Here is a 2,857-nt window from a genome sequence, read left to right on the forward strand (position 1 = left end):
CCGGGGGGGGGCCCCGCCTCCCGCGGGGGGGGGGCCGGCCCGGGGGGGGGGGGCCGGGGGGCCCCGTGGGGGGGCGGGGTTTGCCTCGCCCTCCCCCCCCCCGGCCCCTGCGGCGCGCAACGGCTCCGCTCCGCGCGCAGGAAGTCGGCCAGGCCGACTTCCTGCGCGGGGGATCACCGTTGCCGACCGGGGCAGGGCGGGGGAGGCTCGGAGGTCGGACTGTGGATTCGGGGGCAGGAGACGGCGGTGGTGGCCCGGAGCTGCCGGCCGGGTGTCCAGTAGTTCCACACCACGTCGTGGGGATAGGTGCGGAGGAAGGCATCGGCGTGCTTCAGGCGGAGTGCGGGTGAGAGGTCGGTGTCCAGGGCGGGGGCTTCGGCGAGCTGCTTGCCGAGCCAGACGAGGGCATCGGCTGGGTCGTCGGTGGTGTGCCCGATCTGGGATGCCGGTTTGGCCAGCCAGTGCATGACCTCCAGCGGCGGGGCGGGGCGGGGCTGTGCCAGACCGAGCGGGCGCCGTTCTGGAATGCGGGCGGCCGTCGTTCGGTGTCCTCGGGGCGCCTGCCGCCCACCCAGGTGTAGCAGTGCCAGTGCAGGCCGGGCCTGTGCCAGTGATCCATTCGCGCCTACCGTTGGTGAATGAGCCGGCCCCGCTCCCGATTCCACTGGGAGCGGGGCCGATTCGTGCCCGGAGAGTGTCAGACCGCCGTGTCGAACCGGGCCGGGTCGATACCGGCAACGGCCAGTTCGGCGGTGCTGAACCTCAGTTCCGCACCGGGCCGCTTGGTGTCACCCATCACCCACAGCCCGCCGTCAACACCCGGCACCTCGCGCAGGGTCGCGCAGGTCTCGTGCTCCGACTGCGGGTTACCGCCACAGGCCCTGTATGCGGCCGCGTCCGGCGGGATCTCGATCTCGTACAGGTCGAAGTGCTGCAACGTATTGGCTCCTGTCGTCGTCAGGAGCCAGGCGGTGGCTCCTGTTGTCGGGCTGGCCACCAATGTATGGGCGAAAGGCAGGTGCTACGAGGTGATTTCCTGTTCCCTCAAGAACTCGTCCCGAATTCCTTCGACCATGCGCCGCATATCATCGCCGGACAAAGCTCTGGCTGCGAATCCATCGAATTTCTGGACGTACGTTTCAGTGTCTCGCGGGTCGGTGACCACTACCTCGGCATGGATGGTTTCGACCGTGACCATGCGATCATCTCGGATGACGAAGGAGTGCGCCGGCACATCGGTCTGAGGTGCGGCCAGTGGCACAATCCGAATATCCACATGGGACAGGCGGGATACGGAAATGATGCGGTCCAGCTGCCCGGCCATCATGGCGGCAGGCACCAGGCGCCACCGGAGAACAGGCTCGGTCATGACGAATCGCAGGGTCTTGGTGGTGTCGTAGAGAGATTGCTGCCTTGCCAGTCGTGCTGCGACGGCCCGCGACAACTGCTCCTCGCTGAGATCTCTTCTCCCGAACACCGCTCGCGCGTATTCCGGGGTCTGCAACAGGCCGGGGACAAGGGAAGGTTGGAACACGCGAAGCAACTGGGTGGAGTCGTCCAGGGCTTTGATCTGCTGCTGCTTGCGGTAGTGGCCCAGGCGCCGGATCAGACGCCACGCCGTCGCTTCCGTGGCCTCTGCCCGCGCGGCGTCCATGTACTCGGCCTTGACCTCGTCCGAGACGGCTATGGCCGTGAGGATGCGCTCCACGTCCACGATGGCGGGCGACACCTTGCCGGTCTCGATCTTGCTCAACTTGCTCGGAGACATGACAGCGCCACGGGCCACCGCCTTGGCTTCCTTGCCGGAAGCCTTCCGGAGTTCCCGCAGTGCCGCCCCGAGCCGTGATCTGTTCACTCGCTGTACTGTGCCCACCATTCGGTGAACGGTACGGAGCGTGCCATCGCGAGATCGCGGTACGCCTTGAATTCGGCGAGCCTGCTGCTGTCAAGGAATTCGAGCCCGAGGTACTTCCCGTTGTCGTCGTAGCTCATCGCCGCCACGGCGTCGTTGTCGAACAGCCAGAAGTCCGGCGCCTCCGGAACGGGGTTCTCCTGGTCGGTGGTGTCGAGGATGTAGAACTCCTCGCCGGCCGCCATGTTCCGGTGGTACCCCCATGCGAGCTCGAACCGGAGGTAGTCGGTGAGCGGGCGCGCGAGGATGTGAACCCGGTACATGCGCTTACCGGACTGGGTGGCGTCGGCCACCGTCCCGACCCAGCCGGCCGTCCTGTACGCCTCCGGCTGCTCCTCGCCGGCGAGGAACGCCCGGTAGGCGTCCACTCCGCCCGACTGGCTGTAGTCGTCCAAGGTCTCCAGCCGGAAGGCCTCGTGGCCGAACTCCGAGAACCAGTCGCCGAGGGTCCTAGATGAGGTTGTCACGGATCGCCTCTCGGATGAGTTCGACGGGGATTTCGACCAGCGTCTCATGAGCCGGAATCCGGAGGTCGTGCTCAGTCACTCGCTCACCCTGGACGGCGAGTGTGCCCCGGTCCGTCAAGTACAGCGTGGGGCAATCGCCTTCGTCGCAGGAGCCTACAAGCCGCGTCAGCTTCACTGGTGCCTCCCACTCGCCCGGTGTCGTGACGATGTTCCCGAGGTGACCGGGGTGCAGGCAAGAGGCTTGTGTTTCCGGCACTGGAAACTGGTCTGACTTCGAACAGGAGCTCCGGAGTCCACATGCCACACCGCCCGGGACCGACCGACGAGCTCCCGCCGACGGATCCGCGCTTGACGCGGCAGACTGGTGCGCGCAGGAAGTCGGTCCGGCCGACTTCCTGTGTGGGCGGGGTTGCTGCGGTGATTTGGTAGGGGCGGAGGGGCGGCCCCCTCATCGGCGGCCCCTCGCTCGGTGCGAGCG

The 2,857-nt window shown here is 67.4% G+C and carries 5 protein-coding genes; all 5 read right to left on the bottom strand.

Annotated elements, in window-relative coordinates; genetic code table 11:
* Positions 1–173 precede the first annotated feature (173 nt).
* Positions 174–467: a hypothetical protein gene (locus ACFWOG_RS40425; protein WP_380364695.1), complete on the bottom strand. Its 294-nt coding sequence runs from the start codon at positions 465–467 to the stop codon at positions 174–176.
* 230 nt (positions 468–697) lie between these two features.
* The gene (locus ACFWOG_RS40430; protein ID WP_380364697.1) at positions 698–937 is read right to left on the bottom strand and encodes a DUF397 domain-containing protein; all 240 of its coding nucleotides are present in this window, start codon (positions 935–937) and stop codon (positions 698–700) included.
* A gap of 84 nt (positions 938–1,021) precedes the next feature.
* Complete coding sequence (locus ACFWOG_RS40435; RefSeq protein ID WP_380364699.1) at positions 1,022–1,855, bottom strand: helix-turn-helix domain-containing protein; 834 nt, start codon at positions 1,853–1,855, stop codon at positions 1,022–1,024.
* A complete protein-coding gene (locus ACFWOG_RS40440; protein ID WP_380364701.1) occupies positions 1,852–2,379 on the bottom strand; it encodes a DUF6879 family protein in 528 nt (175 codons plus the stop codon). The genes ACFWOG_RS40435 and ACFWOG_RS40440 overlap by 4 nt, the downstream gene beginning before the upstream one ends.
* Complete coding sequence (locus tag ACFWOG_RS40445; RefSeq protein WP_329952293.1) at positions 2,363–2,554, bottom strand: hypothetical protein; 192 nt, start codon at positions 2,552–2,554, stop codon at positions 2,363–2,365. Before ACFWOG_RS40445 ends, ACFWOG_RS40440 begins: the two co-directional genes overlap by 17 nt.
* Positions 2,555–2,857: the final 303 nt, after the last annotated feature.

This window comes from Kitasatospora sp. NPDC058406, assembly GCF_042722765.1.
In the GTDB taxonomy this organism is placed as follows: Bacteria; Actinomycetota; Actinomycetes; order Streptomycetales; family Streptomycetaceae; genus Kitasatospora.